16 protein-coding genes are annotated in these 17,144 nt (G+C 60.3%); 3 read left to right on the forward strand and 13 right to left on the reverse strand.

Annotated features, from left to right (window positions below):
- Positions 1-31 precede the first annotated feature (31 nt).
- The gene (locus ACM6JM_RS02420; RefSeq protein WP_108559060.1) at positions 32-1,192 is read left to right on the forward strand and encodes an AAA family ATPase; all 1,161 of its coding nucleotides are present in this window, start codon (positions 32-34) and stop codon (positions 1,190-1,192) included.
- A gap of 151 nt (positions 1,193-1,343) precedes the next feature.
- Here the strand turns inward: ACM6JM_RS02420 and ACM6JM_RS02425 are convergent, their stop codons facing one another.
- The 13 genes from ACM6JM_RS02425 to ACM6JM_RS02485 all read right to left on the reverse strand — a co-directional run bounded on the left by ACM6JM_RS02425 (position 1,344) and on the right by ACM6JM_RS02485 (position 14,282).
- The gene (locus tag ACM6JM_RS02425; protein ID WP_085667645.1) at positions 1,344-2,222 is read right to left on the reverse strand and encodes a transporter substrate-binding domain-containing protein; all 879 of its coding nucleotides are present in this window, start codon (positions 2,220-2,222) and stop codon (positions 1,344-1,346) included.
- A complete protein-coding gene (locus tag ACM6JM_RS02430; protein WP_103385561.1) occupies positions 2,219-3,016 on the reverse strand; it encodes an amino acid ABC transporter ATP-binding protein in 798 nt (265 codons plus the stop codon). Before ACM6JM_RS02430 ends, ACM6JM_RS02425 begins: the two co-directional genes overlap by 4 nt.
- Positions 3,013-3,672, reverse strand: coding sequence for an amino acid ABC transporter permease (locus tag ACM6JM_RS02435; RefSeq protein WP_007952770.1), 660 nt, complete (start codon positions 3,670-3,672; stop codon positions 3,013-3,015). Before ACM6JM_RS02435 ends, ACM6JM_RS02430 begins: the two co-directional genes overlap by 4 nt.
- The gene (locus ACM6JM_RS02440; protein WP_074689410.1) at positions 3,653-4,318 is read right to left on the reverse strand and encodes an amino acid ABC transporter permease; all 666 of its coding nucleotides are present in this window, start codon (positions 4,316-4,318) and stop codon (positions 3,653-3,655) included. Before ACM6JM_RS02440 ends, ACM6JM_RS02435 begins: the two co-directional genes overlap by 20 nt.
- 654 nt (positions 4,319-4,972) lie before the next feature.
- A complete protein-coding gene (locus tag ACM6JM_RS02445) occupies positions 4,973-5,770 on the reverse strand; it encodes a MetQ/NlpA family ABC transporter substrate-binding protein (protein WP_011331930.1) in 798 nt (265 codons plus the stop codon).
- A gap of 164 nt (positions 5,771-5,934) precedes the next feature.
- Complete coding sequence (locus ACM6JM_RS02450; protein ID WP_039764514.1) at positions 5,935-6,867, reverse strand: sigma 54-interacting transcriptional regulator; 933 nt, start codon at positions 6,865-6,867, stop codon at positions 5,935-5,937.
- A gap of 53 nt (positions 6,868-6,920) precedes the next feature.
- Positions 6,921-7,502: an alpha/beta hydrolase gene (locus tag ACM6JM_RS02455; RefSeq protein ID WP_007952774.1), complete on the reverse strand. Its 582-nt coding sequence runs from the start codon at positions 7,500-7,502 to the stop codon at positions 6,921-6,923.
- 169 nt (positions 7,503-7,671) lie between these two features.
- Positions 7,672-8,073, reverse strand: a complete 402-nt coding sequence (locus ACM6JM_RS02460) for an ExbD/TolR family protein (protein WP_003220570.1) — start codon at positions 8,071-8,073, stop codon at positions 7,672-7,674.
- Between the two features lies 1 nt (position 8,074).
- Entirely contained in the window at positions 8,075-8,800 is a 726-nt protein-coding gene (locus tag ACM6JM_RS02465; protein WP_414881263.1) for a MotA/TolQ/ExbB proton channel family protein, read from the reverse strand.
- A 45-nt stretch (positions 8,801-8,845) separates the two neighbouring features.
- Positions 8,846-9,667, reverse strand: a complete 822-nt coding sequence (locus ACM6JM_RS02470) for an energy transducer TonB (RefSeq protein ID WP_039764508.1) — start codon at positions 9,665-9,667, stop codon at positions 8,846-8,848.
- A gap of 379 nt (positions 9,668-10,046) precedes the next feature.
- Entirely contained in the window at positions 10,047-10,373 is a 327-nt protein-coding gene (locus tag ACM6JM_RS02475; protein ID WP_039764506.1) for a hypothetical protein, read from the reverse strand.
- A gap of 181 nt (positions 10,374-10,554) precedes the next feature.
- The gene (locus ACM6JM_RS02480; protein ID WP_103385558.1) at positions 10,555-11,898 is read right to left on the reverse strand and encodes an aryl-sulfate sulfotransferase; all 1,344 of its coding nucleotides are present in this window, start codon (positions 11,896-11,898) and stop codon (positions 10,555-10,557) included.
- A 23-nt stretch (positions 11,899-11,921) separates the two neighbouring features.
- Positions 11,922-14,282: a TonB-dependent receptor gene (locus tag ACM6JM_RS02485; protein ID WP_414881265.1), complete on the reverse strand. Its 2,361-nt coding sequence runs from the start codon at positions 14,280-14,282 to the stop codon at positions 11,922-11,924.
- A gap of 165 nt (positions 14,283-14,447) precedes the next feature.
- Between ACM6JM_RS02485 and ACM6JM_RS02490 the strand changes: the two genes are divergently transcribed.
- Together ACM6JM_RS02490 and ACM6JM_RS02495 are read left to right on the forward strand one after the other, a co-directional pair.
- The gene (locus ACM6JM_RS02490) at positions 14,448-15,392 is read left to right on the forward strand and encodes a LysR family transcriptional regulator (RefSeq protein ID WP_210710045.1); all 945 of its coding nucleotides are present in this window, start codon (positions 14,448-14,450) and stop codon (positions 15,390-15,392) included.
- Positions 15,393-15,493: 101 nt separating this feature from the next.
- Entirely contained in the window at positions 15,494-17,104 is a 1,611-nt protein-coding gene (locus tag ACM6JM_RS02495) for an alkaline phosphatase family protein (protein WP_039764500.1), read from the forward strand.
- Positions 17,105-17,144 lie beyond the last annotated feature (40 nt).

Raw genomic sequence — 17,144 nt, forward strand, 5'->3', positions numbered from 1 at the left:
CCGGATTTCGGGGCACTCAAGAAGGATTTTCATGCTCAAGACCCTAGCGGTGGCCAATTACCGCTCGATCAATAAATTGGTAATCCCGCTGGGCCGTCTGAACCTGATCACCGGCCCCAACGGCAGCGGCAAGTCCAACCTGTACCGGGCGCTGCGGCTGTTGGCGGAAACCGCTCAGGGCGGCGTGGTCAATGCGCTGGCCCGTGAGGGCGGGCTCGACTCGACCTTCTGGGCCGGGCCGGAAACCATCAGTCGGCGCATGCGCAACGGCGAGGTGCCGATCCAGTCCACCGTGCGCCAGGGCGTGAAACGCCTGCGCCTGGGTTTTGCAGGGGAAGATTTCAGCTATTCGATCGCCCTGGGATTGCCGGAGCCAAGCCTCTCGTACTTTTCCCTCGACCCGGAAATCAAAAAAGAATGCATCTGGGCCGGGCCGCTTTATCGTCCGGCCAGTCTGCTGGTGGATCGCGACGGGCCGATGATCCGAGCCCGTGAAGGTCGTGGCTGGGATGTTCTGGCGCAATACACGCCGAACTTCGACAGCCTGTTCGATCAGGTCGGCAGCCTGCGCACCTCGCCGGAAGTGTTCCAGATGCGCGAGTTCATCCGCCGCTGGCGCTTCTACGATCACTTTCGCAGCGACGCCGACGCCCCGGTGCGCCAGCCGCAACTGGGCACGCGCACGCCGGTGCTGCACCACGACGGGCGCGATCTGGCAGCGGCGTTGCAGACCATCCGCGAGATCGGCGATCCCGAGGCGCTGCAGGCGGCAATCAGCGATGCGTTTCCCGGCGCGCGGCTGAACATCGCACCGCTGGCGGGCGGCCGCTTCGCCATCGAGTTCTTTCAGGAAGGGTTGTTGCGGCCGTTGTCGGCAGCGGAACTGTCGGATGGCACGTTGCGTTATCTGCTGCTGGTCGCCGCGCTGCTGACGCCACGCCCGCCGTCGCTAATGGTGCTGAACGAACCGGAAACCAGCCTGCATCCGGACCTGCTGCCAGCGCTGGCGCGCTTGATCATCCGCGTGTCGGAGCAGTGTCAGGTGTGGGTGGTGTCCCATGCCCGGCGCTTGATTTCGGCGTTGCAGGAAGACCCGGAATGCAATTGCATCGTGCTGGAAAAAACCCTCGGCCAGACCGGGATCGTCGGGCAGAGGGTTCTGGATGAGCCGGCGTGGAATTGGCCTGATTAGTCTCACACTCTCGATCCCACACCGTATCTGATCGTTCCCACGCTCTGCGTGGGAATGCCTCTGGGGACGCTCCGCGTCCAGTGACGCGGAGCGTCACGGGCTGCATTCCCACGCGGAGCGTGGGAACGATCAACGATCATCTACCAGGGAGTTAACCCTGCCACTTCCCGCCTTCGACAATCACGCTCTCAGGCTTGGTGTCATCACTCAGTTCTTTACGCACATATTGGTCATACAGCTTGAGCAGGTATTTCTCTTCCCCCAGCTTGGCCAACTCCGCGTTCACCCAATCGCGCAATTCGATGTTGCCCTTCTTAACCGCCGGCGCAATCGGCGCTTCGGCACCGAGTTTTTCATCCAGCACTCGGTAGCCCGGGTTCTGCTTGGCCCAGCTGAACAGCACCAGATTGTCCTGCGCGTAGGCATCGCCACGGCCGTTGGCCAGGGCTTGCAGGGACTCGGAGTTTTTCTCGAACTTCAGCAGTTTCCAGTCCGGATGGTTTTTGGTCAGCCAGATATCGGCGGTAGTGCCGGTGGTGACGATGGTGGTGCGGGTCGCCAGGTCATCCAGTTTTTTCACCTCGCTGCCCTGGGGCACCAGCGCCTGCACCGCGACCTTCAGGTTCGGGTTGGTGAATTCCACCGCTTCCTTGCGCTCCGGGGTCACGGTCATGTTGGCGAGGATCAGGTCGACCTTGTCACTTTGCAGGAACGGAATGCGGCTCGCCGGCTCCACGGCCACGAACTCGACCTTGTTTTCATCGCCCAGCAGATCCTTGGCGAATTGACGGCCGATATCGGTATCGAAGCCGACGTAACGCCCCCCTTCGTTGACGAAACCGAACGGCGGCTTGTCGGTGAACACGCCGACGATCAGTTTGTCGCGGGCCTTGATCTTGTCCAGGTAACCGGCCGGCGCGGTGCTTTCGCTGGCGACTTTCGGCTTGGCCGGTTCTTCGGTCTTGTTGCAGCCGGCCAACAGCGCGAGGCTGATCAGCGGTAGTGCAAATAAGGCTTTGGCAGTTTTCATGGCAGTTCCAGTTCCTTGGTTTGAGACGTTGTGGGCGAAGTCGTTGAAGTCAGCGCTTCGACGTAGGAGAACTTCTCCAGGAACTGCTGCGCGCGTGCGGTTTGCGGGTTCGTAAAGAAAAGCTCGGGCGGGTTCTGCTCAAGGATGCGCCCGCCATCCATGAACACGATGCGATCGGCCACCGCGCGGGCGAAGGCCATTTCGTGGGTGACGATCAACAGGGTCATGCCTTCGCGGGCCAGGCCCTGAATCACTTCCAGCACTTCCTTGACCATCTCCGGATCAAGGGCGGCGGTGACTTCGTCGAAGAGCATGACCCGCGGGTTCATGCACAACGAGCGGACGATGGCGATGCGTTGCTGCTGGCCGCCGGAGAGCTGGCGCGGGAAGGCGTCGCGTTTGTCCGCCAGGCCCACGCGTTCGAGCAACGCTTCGGCTTGTTGCTGTGCTTCGCGGCGTTCGCGTTTCTGCACTTTCAGCGGGCCGAGCAGCAGGTTGTCGAGCACGCTCATGTGCGGAAACAGGTGATAACTCTGGAACACCATGCCGATCTGCTGACGCACTTCGCGCCAGTCGGTGGCCTTGTCCAGCAATTCACGGCCGGCGAACTTCAGGTGACCGCTGTGGGCGGTTTCCAGACCGTTGAGGCAGCGCAGCAAGGTGCTTTTGCCGCAGCCGCTGGGGCCGAGGATGACGATGACTTCGCCGGATTTCACTTGCAGGTCGATGCCCTTGAGCACCTGCTGTTCGCCGAAGAATTTGTTGAAACCCTGAAACTCGATCAATGCGCTCATGCTTGCGTCCAGCGCCGCTCCAGCACGCGCGAGGCGGCCGACAGCGGGTAGCAGATAAAAAAGAAAAACAGAAACAGCGCGCCGTAGATCAGCACCGATTCGTAGGTGCGCTCGATGATCTGCTGACCGACCTTGATCACATCCACCACGCCAATCAGCACCGCCAGCGAACTGGTCTTGATGATCCGCGTGTAGACGTTGATGGTCGGAGGTGTCATGCGTTTCAGCGCCTGGGGCAGCAGCACATAGCCGTAGAGCTGCGCCGCGTTCAGCCCGATCGACAGCCCCGCTTCACGCTGCCCGCGCGGCAACGAATGCAACGCACCGCGCGCCACTTCGCCAACCTCGCTGGCGCCCCACAGCGACAGCACCAACACCGCACACCAGAAGCTCGGCAGGCTCAGACCGAAGAAAATCGGCAGGCCGAAAAACAGCAGGTACAACCAGACCAGCACCGGGATCGCCCGGAACAGCTCCAGATAGATCCGCAGCAGCGCGTTCAGCCACGTCACGTTGAGCGTGCGCAGCACGCCGTAGAGCACGCCGCCGACGGTGCTGATGGCGATACTGAGGAACGAGATCGACAGGGTTTGCCCGGCGCCTTTGGCCAGTTGCGGCAACGACACCCAGAGCAGTTCAAGACCCGAACTGGCCATGCTGGAGCCTCCTTTCCAGACGGCTCAACAGCAGCGACAGCGGCAGGAACAGCAGCACGCAGATCAGCGTCAGCACGGCGAGCATTTCATAGGTCTTGTAGTAGAGCGCGATGTAGCTCTTGGTGGTGTAAAGAATTTCCGGCACCGCCACGGCCGAGACCACGGTGGTCTCCTTGAGCAGAAAAATGAAATTGGCGAACAGCGACGGCAGGCTGAGGATTCCCGCCTGCGGCAGGATCACGTAGCGCAGCAACTGGCCGTGGGACAAACCGATGGAGCGGCCCGATTCAAGCTGCGCCTGAGGCACCGCATCGACACCGGCGCGCAGCACTTCAGTGAGGTAGGCGCCGCCGAGAAACGTCATGGTGATGATCGCGGCGCTGAATCCGGAAACCTTGATCCCCAGGGCCGGCAGCGCGAAGTAGACGAAGAACAGCTGGATCAGCAGCGGTGTGTTGCGCGCCAGCTCCACATACAGGCCGACCAGCTTTTGCAGGTAAGGCGTGCGGAATACCAGAATCGTCGCATTGAGCAACGCCACCAGCAGTGAGGTGCCAATGGCGATCAAACCGACCTGCAGCGTCACGCCCACCGCTTTGAGAAACGCCGGCAGGGTGCTGAGGATAAATGCGTAATCGAAGGTCATGAAACATCCTGACGCCGCTCGGTAAGCGACGGTGGTGCAGTCCATGGACAGCGGGTAACTGTCCGGCAGGCACCGACTTTAAAGGCATAAGAAGAAGAATTTAAATACCGTTAAAGCATATTGATATCACGCAAAAAACTATCCTGCGGGTTTGCCCCGACAGAATAAGAAGGCTATTTTTCCTTTCGCTGTAGGACGGATCTTTTTTTCATGAAAGCCCTCCAAGGACGAACAGCTTTTGGCCAGACTCCCCCGGCCAAACCCATAACAAGGAAGAGAACATGGACGTAAAAGTGCCGCAGCGACCGGACCCGCAGGATTTCGTGAAATGGCTGGTGGCTTTGCGCAGAGCGTTGAAACACACCGCGTAGATCAAACGCGAAAAGCCCCCTCACCCCAGCCCTCTCCCCTTGGGAGAGGGAGCCGACAGAGTTGTCTTTCGACAGACATCGACCTGAAAAACCGAGCCGATTATGGATTCGGTGAAGAATAATCAGGTCGGCGTACCTCTACAGCATCCCCCAATCAGTCCCCTCTCCCCCCGGGAGAGGGTTAGGGTGAGGGGGCTTTTGAAGCACACACAAAAACGCCGATGACCATCGCTGGTCATCGGCGTTTTTTTTCAACCTTGAAGGGGGTTGCTGTTGCGTCGGATCAGAACGCCGGCAGTACCGCGCCGTTGTACTTCTTCTCGATGAACGCTTTGACTTCAGGGCTGGTCAGGGCAGCGGCCAGTTTCTTGATGGCGTCGCTGTTCTTGTTGTCTTCACGGGCGACCAGGAAGTTCACGTAAGGCGAATCCGCGCCTTCGATCACCAGGGCGTCCTTGGTCGGGTTCAACTTGGCTTCCAGCGCGTAGTTGGTGTTGATCATGTCCAGGTCGACTTCTTTCAGAACACGCGGCAGCAGGGCCGACTCCAGTTCCTTGAACTTGAAGTTGTGCGGGTTCTTGGCGATGTCTTTTGGCGTGGCCAGGGCATTCTTCGGATCTTTCAGCTCGATCAGGCCAGCCTTCTGCAGCAGGATCAGTGCGCGACCGCTGTTGCTGCCTTCGTTCGGAATGGCGATGGTAGCGCCGTCCGGCAGTTCAGCCAGGGTCTTGTACTTGCTCGAGTAGCCACCGAACGGTTCAACGTGCACGCCTTGCACGGTCACCAGGTACTTGGCCTTGTCGTCCTTGTATTTGCCGGCGTTGAAGCTGTCCAGGTAAGGCTTGGTCTGGAAGTAGTTGGCGTCCAGACGCTTCTCGCCAACCTGTACGTTCGGCTGTACGTAGTCGGTGAAGACCTTGATTTCCAGATCCACACCTTCTTTGGCAAGGGTCGGCTTGATCAGTTCGAGGATCTCGGCGTGCGGTACCGGCGTCGCAGCAACCACCAGTTTCTCGCCGGCCTGGGCCAGGGAAGCAGTCAGAGCAGCCGCCAATGCGGTAAACAACAGAACCTTTTTCATGCAGTGTCCTTATCGAAAATCGGTCGTCATCGACGACGGCATTAATACGTGTGCCAGCGATGTGCTACTGCTGGCGTGAAGCGGACAATACCGGGATTTTTTATTCCCGGACAATAACGTTTATTCAGCTTCATATTCCATTTTGTTCATGTTGAACAAAATGGTTACAACGCCTCGCTCAGGCTCAACAGCAATTCTTTCAATGCCTTACGTTCGTCGACGGTGCCGTTGAGGCTCACGCTCGCCACCTGACGCTCGATCTGAACCTGCGGCCCAGACACCTCGGGCAGGTTCAGGTGCTCCGGCAGGATTTCGTCGCCGGTGCTCACCAGCAACGCAAAATGAATGACGTTTTCCAGCTCCCGAGTGTTGCCCGGCCAGCTGTGTTGCTCGAGCACCTGTTGCGCCGCTTCGCTGATCAAAGGCACCGGCAGATCCAGGCGCTGGCTGTAGATGCCGAGGAAGTACTCGGCCAACGACAGAATGTCGCCGACCCGTGCACGCAACGCCGGCAGTTCCAGATGCCCTTCGCTGAGATAGTGATAAAGCCGCTCGTGGAATTTCCCCGCCGCTACTGCTTGCGCCAGATCGATGCTGGTCGCGGCGACCAGCCGTACGTCCACCGGGCTCGGTTGATGCGCACCGACGCGGGTGACTTCGTGGTTTTCCAGGGCGGAAAGCAATTTGATCTGGATCGGCAGCGGCAGGTCGCCGATCTCGTCCAGGTACAAGGTGCCGCCGTTGGCCGAGCCGAACCAGCCGGCGCGACTGCTGGCCGATCCGCTGTAGCTGCCGGCGGCGTAGCCGAACAATTCGGCATCGGCGTAGGTCGGGCTGATGGCGCCGCAGTTGACCGAGACAAACAAGCCGCTGCGATCACTGGCACGGTGAATGTGGCGGGCGAGCAATTCCTTGCCGGTGCCGGTCTCGCCGCGAATCAACACCGAAATCGAGCGCGGTGCGAGTTGGGCCATTTCCTCGCGCAACTGGCGCGAGCGTGGATCGACGAACACCAGCGCCTTGGCGCGAATGCTCAGGGGACTTTTTTCCGCATCGGGAAAGGTCAGCAACGGCTGGCCGAAGGTTTCAAAACTCATGGCAGACTCCCGCCCCAAATCGCCGGGAGACGGGGGCGTTGAAATAAAAGTGGTCAGGCACGGCGCCGGGCGTGGTGTTCCATGCGGTTTTGCAGGCGATACAGATAAGCGAATCCCTGCTCCCAGCGTTGATGCCCGGACTTCACGTTGATATGGCCGGCGCCGGCGAGAATCCCCGCTTCGGCACCCCAGTTGCGCGCCAGTTCCAGCGCACGCGGCGCACTGACGGCGGCGTCGTTGTCGGAGCTGACGACCTGGCTCGGGAAGGGCAGCAGATCGGTCGGGATCGGCGCGAAATTGCGCAGCGCCGGCACGCAGGCCGGACGCTCGACATCCGCCGGCGCAACCAGCAGCGCCCCGCGCACCTGACGCAAGTGATGCAGCGGCGCGGTGGCCGCCCAGTGCGCCACGGTGATGCAGCCCAGGCTGTGCGCGATGAGAATCACCGGCGAGCTGTCGGCGGCAATCGCCTCGGCCAGCGCCGCGACCCAGTCTTCACGACGCGGCGTCAGCCAGTCGGCCTGCTCCACCCGCGCGCTGTTGGGCAGGCTGTTCTGCCAGTGGGTTTGCCAATGATCTTCTGGCGATCCTTGCCAGCCCGGCACAATCAGATAACGGATTGATTCGTTGCGCATGGGGGAGCTCTCCTGCGTCGTGTCTGTTCCTGAACGAGTATAGGGACGGGATTTATATTCGTTAAGGAATAAGAAGCTATTTATTAATACCCGAAAAGAATATCAAGCATTGGGCAAAAAAAGGGGCCGCACCCTGCCAAGGAGACGGCCCCGGAAAAACGTGAAACCCTTATCGTGCAGTGATCACCGACAGCTTGGTGATGCCCGCCCGCTCAATCGAAGCCATGGCTCGCGCCACTTCGCCGTAATTCACCCCGTCGTCCGCCTGCAATTGCACGCGCACTTCCGGGTCCTTGGCCTTGGCCGATTTGAGGTTGAATTCCAGCAGATCCGGCTGGATTTCGTCCTTGTTGATAAACAGTTTTCCCGCACCGTCGATGCTCACCACCAACGGGTCTTTCTGCTCGACCGGCGCCACTGCTTCGGTCTTCGGCAGGTTGATCGGTATTGCGTTGGTCAAAAGCGGCGCGGTGACGATGAACACCACCAGCAGCACCAGCATCACGTCCACCAGCGGCGTCACATTGATCTCGCTCAGCACCTCGTCGCTGTCTTGCGTGGAGAAGGCCATATCAGGACGCCTCCTTCACTTTTGTTGCGTTGCCGTGGGCCGCAGCCTTGTGCGCGGTCGGGTGGATCAGCACGCGGAACGAGCTCTTTTGCGCCAGGCTGTAGAAGTCGTGGGCAAAGTCGTCCAGGTCCGCCGCCGTCAGTTTCAGACGACGCAAAAAGTAGTTGTAAACCAGCACCGCCGGCACCGCGACCGCGATCCCCACACCGGTGGCGACCAGAGCTGCACCGATGGGACCGGCGACCGTTTCCAGGCTCGCCGAACCCGCCGCGCTGATGCCTTTCAACGCTTCCATGATTCCCCACACCGTACCGAACAGACCAATGAACGGCGAGGTGCTGCCAATACTCGCGACCACTGCCAGACCGGACTCCAGCGAACGACGCTCGCGGACGATCTGCTGGCGCAAGGCACGTTCGAGGCGATCTTGATGGTTGATCGCCTGGCTCAGGTCATTGGCCTGCGGCGCCTCGCCCACTTGTATCGCCGCATAACCGGCCTGTGCCACCCGCGCTGCCGCGCCGGGCTGGGTTTCGCTCAACTCGGCGGCGGAGTCCAGACTCGACGCCGCCCAGAAGCGCTTGTGAAATTTGCGGTCCTGCGCCTTCAACCGGCCGAACTGCACAGCCTTGAGCAATGCCAGGCCCCAGGTAGCGACAGAGAAGACCACCAGCAGCCAGATCACCGCGCTTTCGATGGATTCCAGTGGAGATGCCAGTAACGTCATGATGTGTTCCCTCGTGTAAACGTTTAGCGCGAAATTGGTTTCGGTTTAATGAATCTTGAAATCGATGGGTACGCTGACCCAGCCGTCCTGGGCGACATCACCCTGCTTGGCCGGCACGAAGCTCCAGCGCTTCACGGCGTCCAGCGCCGCGTCGTCGAGTTGTTGCCGGCCACTGCTTTTCTGAATCTGGATCTCGCCCGGTTTGCCGCTGGCCAACACGTGCACCCGCAACAACACCGTGCCTTCCCAACCGCGACGCTGGGCCAGCGACGGATATTCCGGCGCCGGGTTCTTCAGGTACGCGGCGTTGGCCGAGGCCGGCGTCACCGGAGCAGGCGCTGGTGGTGCAGGTGGCGCGGGCGCGGCGACCGGGGCGGCCGGGGCGGCCGGTTGTGGCGGCGCCGGTGGTTGCTCGACGGCTTTTGGCGCTGGTTTCGGTACGGGTTTGGCGACCGGTTTCGGTTTGGCAATCGGCTTCGGCTTCGGTGGCGGCTTGGTTGCCAATTCGTCTTCCACCGGCGGCGGAGGCTCGACCACCGGTGCCGGTGGCGGCGGCACAACTACAGGTGGTGCCGGTGGCGCCGGGCGCGAAAACTCGATGGTCATCGGCGGAATTTCCGGCGGCACGATCGGCAGCGCCGGTGTCGGATGCTGGTTGATCCAGTAGATCACCGCGCCGTGCACCACCAGCGCCAGAACGCCGAGCAGAATCGTTTCGCGGCGGCTCAGAATGCCCTTGGGCGCGCGCTGCAAACGCAGCTGCCCCAACGGCACGCGATGGGGCCGGCCGAGATCGACCAACTCGCCGCTCGGCGCCTGGCGCCACAGCACCTCCTGTGCGCTGGCGGCGGTCTGGACATTGCCCATTGATTTACTCCCTGCGGTCTCTTTGCGTTTTTTCGCGTAGCCGATTCGCCGCTTGTTGAATCCCCCACGGCGTGATCGATGGGTCAATCATTGGGCTAGACGCTTATCTCCGAAAGTAATCTTTCATGTTATGAATAGACGTTTATGGAATATATAAAACAGTCATTTCCGCCAAAGCCACGGCCCGCAAGGCTTCCAGCGATTCGCCGGAATCGACATGCTTTCCCGGCATAAAAAGTATTCATCCAAGGCATCGGGTTATCGGTGACCCGGGATTCAGTGACAACTAATACCAAGGTGATAGTTGACGAACTTTTTAAAAGGCAAACAAAAAGGCCGATGCATTTTTAATGCATCGGCCTTCGATTTACGGAATTTCTTATTGCTTCAGAAACTCACCACCCAAGTTCACAACTTCACCATCGAAGTTCACGCGGGAGCCGGTAGCCCGGAGTTTCGCGTAGTTGTGATCAGGCGAAAACAGCGTCCAGGTCTGATAACCACTATTTCCGTTCTGAGCCAGCACCGCGATTGTGGTCGGGTTGCCGGTACTGTTCTGGAAGTGATAGTTCCCGTAACGGATGTCGTAATTCACGCCACCCTGGCTGAGGGTGCCGCTGAAGCTGCCATTGGAATCATTACCGTCGGTGATAACCAGCTTGGCGCCAGAGTTGGCATTTACATAAGTGCCATTAATGCTCGACATAACGAGATTTCCTTTATCGTTGGATAAGTGTCTTCCGATGAGAGCAAGTTTCCTCCTGGAAACTCACGACACTCAGGATGGTTGGACATTCATTTATTGTCCACGCGACTTTTCAACGAAATTGCTATATGCACTATTCATGTCGCTCATAACTTATTTCGATTCGGAAGACTCTTAATAACTAACGACTGGCGTTGGTTTGTTGCACACCAATGGCCGGCGCAATCACTGCCGTCTCCGAACGCGGCGTTCCTGCCGGCACCCAGTCATAACTCACAGGAAGGGCCCGATAGACCCAGTTGCTGATCGCGTCGCTGCCCGGTGCCTTGCCCAAATAAGGGCTGACGTATTCCCAGACGTTTTCACCACTGGCCGTCACCTGGAAAAACCGCCCGTTCATGCCTTCATCGATCAGCGTATTGCCGTTGGGCAAGCGCCGCGCGCTGCTGATGAACGAGCTGTAAAACGCCCACCCCGGCTGCTTTGAATTGGCGGCGCTGTACTGCCAGACGATTTCATTTTTCACCGGGTCGATCTCCAGCACCCGCGAACCGGAAATCAGCCCCAGCGTGACGTTCGGGTAACCCGCCGAACCCTGGTTGTCGAACACCAGCAGATTGCCCGCGCCGGGCAGTCCGGCGGGGATGATGTGCGCGTCATGCTGACCGACGAACTGGTCTACCGGGCGCGGAATTTTCTGCGCGGTTTTCGGATTGGCCAACGGCAGATTCGGCCCCAGGCGCCAGACCACCTTGCCGCTGTGTTTGTCGATGATCGCGATGAAGTTCGCGTTGCGCGAATCGATCAGCAGGTTGTCCGGATTGAAGCGCTTGTCGCCGGCATCGAACCACTTGTTCGGCCCGACCAGGCTGAGGTTGTTGATGTGCAGGTAATCCGGATTTTCACTGGCGCGAACCAGCTTCAACTGCTCGGCGGTGAAGCCGAATTCGTTCAAGTGATCCGACGCCAGCCACTGCCATTTCACCTCGCCGGCGGGGCTGACTTCATAGATCACATCGTCGATCACCTCGGGCACCTTGAAGCCTTTGACCTTGTGCACCTTGTTCGCCAGCACCACGGTGTTGCCGTTGCTCAGGCGACGCTGATCGTGATGCTGTTGCGCCGCCCCACCGGGGGCCTTGTCGCCCCACTGCCAGACGACTTTGCCATTCCAGTCCAGCTCGCCGACGCTCTGATTGCCGAGGCCATTGCCAGCGGAACCGAGCTTGCCCGGATCCTTTTCGCTCAGTTGCAACAACACATGGCCACGCTCGCCACCGACCAGTTGCGGGTCGATGATCGCCGACGGGAAACCCGACTGCGGCCAGTTCTTCACCTCGTTGCCGTTCATGTCGATCAGGTGCGTCTGCTTGTCGGCACCGCTGAAGATCACATACTGATTGAAGGCCTTGGCCGGGTCGTATCGGGTGACGCCGGTGGGATAAACGCTCGGCGCGGCGAGCGCCCCGGCACTGAGCACTGCGCCGGACAACAACACCGGTAAAGCGGTTTTGATGCGCAACATGATGCAGCTCCTTGAAGGATCGATCAGAAGTCGTAGCGACCGGTGACGCCGAGGGTGCGCGGCGTACCGAGCAGGCCTTCATAGCCGCCGTTGCCGCCGGTCCACAGGGTCGTGTAGTAGGTTTTGTCGAAGGCGTTTTTCAGCCACAGCGAGACGTCCCACTGACCCTGATTGAAATCGCCGCGCAGGCCGGTGGAGAGATTGACCACCGCGTAACTCGGGATCTGGCCGTAGTCGGAATCTTCGACCGTGCCCACCGCTTTGGAGCGGAACGCGTAGCTGCCGGTGACGTAAGGTTGCAGACCGTTATCCAGATTCCATTCGTACTTGCCGTTGGCATTGCCGATCCATTTCGAGGCGCCGACCACCTGATGGCCGCTGAGGTCGCAAGAGGCCGGAGCACCCGGTGCCTGGCTGACTTCAGGCGGGCACGGCGCGTCCTTGTAGGAGAGATAGCTGACGTCGTTGTACGAGCCGTTGAAGTTCAGCGTCAGGCCGCGCAGCGGGATCAAGGTGCTTTCGAATTCCACCCCGCGCGAGCGCACCGAGCCGGCGTTGGTCAGGTATTGCACACGGTTGACGTCGTCGTAGGCGTTGGTCTGGTAAGCGTTGACCTGAGTCCAGAACACGTTGGCGTTGAGCTGCAAACGCCGATCCCACAGCGTGCTCTTGAAGCCGAGTTCAGCGTTGTTGGCGCGCTCGGTGCCGATCAGCAGCGAGTCGGCGCCAGCGGTCGGGGCCGAGCCGACCACAAGGTTGACCCCACCGGATTTTTCGCCGTGAGACAAAGTGGCGTAGCCGAGCAGGTCATCGGTGAAGCGATAGCTGAGGTTGAGCAATCCGGACGGGCTGGAGCTGTACTGATTCAGGTCGCCGGAATCGTAGGCACCGGTGCGACCGCGTCGCGCAGTGGCTGCGGCACCCGTGACAGCGGCGCCACCGACCGGCGCGTCACGATTGACCCAGGCGTTCTTCTCTTCATAGGTGCCACGCACCCCGGCGGTGAAATCCAGTCGCGGGGTCAGGTGCCAGGTGCCTTGGGCGAACAGCGCGAAGCTGTCGGTCTTTATGTGGCCACGGCCGACGCTGTTGACGTTGGCCAGCGCGCCCCGTGGCGTGCCGTTCCAGATGTCTGCCTGCGGGCCGTAATAGGCGAAGGATTTGTTGTCCAGATCCGAGCCGAAGTAATAAGCGCCGAGGACGTAATCGAAGAACTCGCCCTTGGGCGACGCCAGACGAAATTCCTGGGAATACTGTTTGTCCTCCACCGACACCCCGGCGTTGTAGGTGGCCGGCACATTGAGGCCATCGTCGTTGCGCGGGGTGAAATTCCAGAAGCGGTAGGAGCTGACCGAGGTCAGGGTGAAGTCGCTCGGCAGGGTCCAGTTGGCCTCCACCGATGTGCCGCCCTGATGCACGGTGACGTGCTGGTCGTTGTCCAGATTGACCTTGCGGTGCGAGCCGTTGACCAGTGTCGCGCCGGCAGCGGCGGCGCGGGCCGAGTAGAGATTGACGCCATTGATGGTCGGCCCGGTGTTGTACAGCACCCGGGTGCCGGCGCTGGAATCCTCTTCGTTGTAGTCACCGATCCAGCGCAGATTGAAGTTTTCGTTGGGCTTGAACAGCAACTGCGCACGGAAGCCGTCGCGGGAGCCGCCGTTCAGATCATGGCCGTTGAATTCGTTCTTGATGTCGCCATCGCTGCGGGTGCGATAGGCCGACAAACGCCCGGCCAGCACATCGTTGAGCGGCCCGGAAAGCGTGCCCTTGGTCTGGAAATAGCCGTCCTCGCCGACCGACGTCTCGATGCTGCGCTCCGGGGTAAAACTCGGCGCGCGGGTGCTGATGTTGATCACGCCGGCGGTGGTGTTCTTGCCGAACAACGTCCCCTGCGGCCCGCGCAGGACTTCGAGTTGTTCGATGTCCATCAGGTCAAACACCGCCATCCCCGGGCGACCCAGATAAACGTTGTCGATGTACAGCCCGACGCTGCCTTCCAGACCATCGCTGGCCGGGTTGTTGCCCAGGCCCCGGATCGACACGCTGGACTGGCGCGCATGCATGTAGGCGACGTTGACGCTGGGCACCAGTTGCTGCAGATCCTGAATCCGGTAGACCCGCTGCGTCTCCAGAGTCTGGCCGCTGACCACGCTCATGGGCGTCGGCACGTCCTGAGAACTTTCTTCGCGACGGCGGGTGGTAACGGTCACGGTTTCCAGTTGCGAAGTGGCGGTCGCGGTCTTGCCAGTCGGTGCCGGCGCGGGAGTTTCTGTCTCAGCGGCGTAGCCGTGGGTCCAACTGGCACTCCCCGCCAGCAACAGGGCCAGAGGCAGGCGTTTGAGCCGTCGTGGCGGCGGCGGTGAAGCGAGGTTCAACGGACTCATGGGACTGCTCCTGGTCAAAAAACACGCAGACATCTTCCGTGCCGCATATTCTTTTAAGTTATTTATTTATGTTTTTACAAAGATTTACTGCATAAGAGATTGCCTTTATAAGGAGTCGACCTAATGCATATCCAATGCATTTCCCGGATATTTTTTATGTGAAAAATGCATATCGACTTGCGCCAGCTCAGACACTTCATCGCCCTTGCCGAACAACGCAGCTTCGTCGCCGGCGCGCAGGCGGTGAACCTGTCGCAGTCGGCGTTCAGCCGCAGCATTCAGGCGCTGGAGCACAGCGTCGGTTGCCAGTTGGTGGATCGCGGACGCAAGGAATTACCGCCGACCAAACAGGGCCAGGTGCTGCTTGAACATGCGCGGCGGCTGGTCAGCGGTGCGCAGCAGATGGCCAATGAGATCAGCCAGTTCAACGGGCTGGAGGCCGGAGAGTTACGCTTCGGTTGCGGCCCGGCGCCGGCGGCGGGATTAATCCCGCGAGCGATCGGCAGCTTCATCGGCCGCTACCCGAAAGCGCGGGTGCATTACCTGGTCGATGACTGGCAGAGCCTGAGCAAAAGACTGCTGAGCGAGGAGTTCGAATTCTTCGTTGCCGATACTCGGCACTTCGAGGCAGATCCGGATTATCTGACCCACCGGTTGCGACCGCGCAAATGGCATTTCTGCTGCCGCGCCGGGCATCCGCTGGCCGCATCGGATCGGGTCACGGCCGAGCAATTGATGAGTTATCCACTGGCCGTGAGCATTCGTCCGCCGAATCTGCGCAAGGTCATCGTCGACCTCAGTGGTCGCCCGGATTTCGTTCCGAACGTGGAGTGCGAGAACAGCGCCAGCCTGCTCGGCGTGGTGCTGCGCTCCGATGCGATCGGCATCGTCGGTGCCTATTCGGATGCACTGCATCAAGCCCGGGGTGAGCTGGTGTGCTTGAAGGTCGAAGGGTTGGCGGATGATCTGGAGGAGCTTTACACCCGTTATGGAATCGTCAGCCGCGCCGGATATCGGTTGTCACCGTTGGCCGAGGCGATGATCGAGCAGATCAAGGCGATTGATGCGGTGGATGAAGAAGTGTGTTCACTGGCGAACCTCGCCGTCTGAGCCCATGCGTTTCATGCATGGCAAGCATTCCCCGAATGCACTTGCCGAACACCCTCGCCGAAAGCGAAAAACCTCGCCTGTCTTCCTGACTGGTGAACCCCATGTCCAACCCGCAAAACCCCGTGCGCAACGTGCTGTACATCATGTGCGATCAACTGCGCCGCGATTACCTGTCCTGCTACGGCCACCCGCACCTGCACACGCCAAACATCGATCGCCTGGCTGCGGCCGGCGTGCGCTTTAGCCGTGCCTACACCCAAGGCACGATTTGCGGACCGTCGCGGATGTCGGCCTACACCGGGCGCTATGTCAGCAGCCACCAAGTGGCGTGGAACGCCGTGCCGCTGCCGCTGGAAGAGTTGACCATCGGCGACTACCTGCGCCCCCACGGTATTCGTACCGCGCTGGTCGGCAAGACCCACGCCACGGCCAACGTGGATGCCTTGCAGCGGCTGGCGATCAACCCTGAAAGCGCCCAGGCCGAAGTGCTGAACGAAGTCGGCTTCGAGCCGTACTTTCGTCACGACGGCATCTTTCCCGACGACCCGCTGTTCGATGACAAACGCGAATCCGCGCCATACACCCACTACCTGCGCGCGCAGGGTTTCGAAGGGCGTAACCCCTGGCATGACTGGGCCAACGCGGCCGAAGGGGACAACGGCGAAATCCTCAGCGGCTGGAAAATGCGCAATGCCCATTTGCCGGCGCGAATTCCCGAGCAACATTCAGAGACTGTCTACACTACAAATCGAGCCATCGACTTCATCGGTGAGCAAGGTGAAAAACCGTGGTTTTTACACCTGTCCTATATCAAACCCCACTGGCCCTACATCGTACCGGCGCCGTACCACACTTTGTACAGTACGAAATCGATTCTCGAACCGGTACGTAATGCCTCTCCAAGCGACCACCCGGTCTATCAGGCCTTTCGCCAGCATGAGGAAAGCCTGAATTTCTCCAAAGATCTGGTACGACTGAACGTGATCCCGACGTACATGGGCCTGGTCAAACAGGTCGATGATCAGTTGGGGCGGCTGTTCGATTTCCTGCAAAGCAACGGCCGCTGGGAGGACACGCTGATCGTGTTCACCAGCGATCACGGCGACTTCCTGGGCGATCACTGGCTGGGTGAGAAGGAGTTTTTGCTGGAGCAGGCGGTGGGCGTTCCATTGATCGTGCGCGACCCGCGTGCGGCGGCGGACATCACACGGGGCACGGTGGACGAACGCCTGGCGGAAACCATCGACGGCGTGCCGACCTTTCTCGAAGCGCTGGGCGTGACGGGCGCCGAGCATCGCCTGGAAGGTCGCTCGCTGATTCCGCTGCTGCACGGTGAAAACCCCGACTGGCGCCGCTATGCGATCAGCGAATACGACTACGCCTTCCAGGCCCCGGCACGGGAGCGACTGGGCCAGCCGATCGACCGTTGCCGCATGACCATGGTGCGCAGCGAGCGCTGGAAATACCTGGCGTATGACGGCTTCCGGCCGCAGCTTTTCGATCTGTTGAATGACCCGCAGGAGCTGCAGGATCTGGGCGCGGACCCGGCGTATGCGGCGGTGCGCGAGGAGCATGCGGGGCATCTGTTCGAGTGGGTGCGCGGGTTGAAGCGGCGCACGACGATCAGTCATCAGGAGATCGATTTGCGCGGGCAGCGGTTTCGTTATGGGGAGCCGGAGACCGAGAAGATGGTGCAGATCGGCGTTTGGTGACAGTGATCGCTCCCCCCGCCGAGGTGCTGATCGTTCCCAC

The sequence above is a fragment of the Pseudomonas sp. IT-P2 genome (genome assembly GCF_949767575.1).
In the GTDB taxonomy this organism is placed as follows: domain Bacteria; phylum Pseudomonadota; class Gammaproteobacteria; order Pseudomonadales; family Pseudomonadaceae; genus Aquipseudomonas; species Aquipseudomonas pharyngis.